Genomic DNA, 1,280 nt, shown 5'->3' with positions numbered 1-1,280 from the left:
CCTTCGTCCCTTGGTGGAGATGAGGAGAATCGAACTCCTGACCCCCTGCTTGCAAAGCAGGTGCTCTCCCAGCTGAGCTACACCCCCATATGCAGGGACTAGGTACTCCATTGTGCTGTTTTAAAGATACTGTTTCCAGCATCCTCAAAATTGAACAAAAACTACTTTCTTAAACCTTTGCTGACCGGAGATTTTTTTATGAGAAGTTTTCTTTTCCTTCTCTGTTCTCCATAGAAAGGAGGTGATCCAGCCGCACCTTCCGATACGGCTACCTTGTTACGACTTCACCCCAGTCATCAATCCCACCTTCGACTGCGTCCTCCTTGCGGTTAGACTACAGGCTTCGGGTGTTACCGACTCCCATGGCGTGACGGGCGGTGTGTACAAGGCCCGGGAACGTATTCACCGCAGCATGCTGATCTGCGATTACTAGCAATTCCGACTTCATGTAGGCGGGTTGCAGCCTACAATCCGAACTAAGACTGCTTTTAGGGGTTCGCTCCACCTCGCGGCTTTGCTTCCCTCTGTTGACAGCCATTGTAGTACGTGTGAGGCCCAGGTCATAAGGGGCATGATGATTTGACGTCATCCCCACCTTCCTCCGTTTTGTCAACGGCAGTCCTGCTAGAGTGCTCTTGCGTAGCAACTAACAGTAAGGGTTGCGCTCGTTGCGGGACTTAACCCAACATCTCACGACACGAGCTGACGACAACCATGCACCACCTGTCTATATGTCTCCGAAGAGATTTCACTCATCTCTGAGCTATGCATACGATGTCAAGACCTGGTAAGGTTCTTCGCGTTGCTTCGAATTAATCCACATACTCCACTGCTTGTGCGGGCCCCCGTCAATTCCTTTGAGTTTCAACCTTGCGGTCGTACTCCCCAGGTGGATTACTTATTGCGTTTGCTGCGGCACGGAAGGGGTCAGTCCCCCCACACCTAGTAATCATCGTTTACGGCGTGGACTACCAGGGTATCTAATCCTGTTTGCTCCCCACGCTTTCGAGCCTCAGCGTCAGTTAAAGCCCAGTAAGCCGCCTTCGCCACTGATGTTCCTCCTAATATCTACGCATTTCACCGCTACACTAGGAATTCCGCTTACCTCTACTTCACTCAAGAACCACAGTTTCAAATGCAGTTTATGGGTTAAGCCCATAGTTTTCACATCTGACTTGCGATCCCGCCTACGCTCCCTTTACACCCAGTAATTCCGGACAACGCTCGCTCCCTACGTATTACCGCGGCTGCTGGCACGTAGTTAGCCGGAGCTTCCTCCT

Annotated in this window: 1 tRNA gene and 1 rRNA gene (1 of these 2 cut by a window edge); both read right to left on the bottom strand. The window is 51.3% G+C overall.

Annotated features, from left to right (window positions below):
- Positions 1-11 precede the first annotated feature (11 nt).
- A tRNA-Ala gene (locus tag DW015_RS08845) sits at positions 12-87 on the bottom strand.
- A gap of 147 nt (positions 88-234) precedes the next feature.
- Positions 235-1,280 (bottom strand): 16S ribosomal RNA (locus tag DW015_RS08840); it runs 602 nt beyond the window's last position.

This window comes from Ruminococcus sp. AF37-20, from assembly GCF_003460465.1.
Taxonomy (GTDB): domain Bacteria; phylum Bacillota; class Clostridia; order Oscillospirales; family Ruminococcaceae; genus Hominimerdicola; species Hominimerdicola aceti.
The sequence above is the reverse complement of the archived record's forward strand: the minus strand, read 5'-3'. Positions and strand labels throughout refer to the sequence as shown.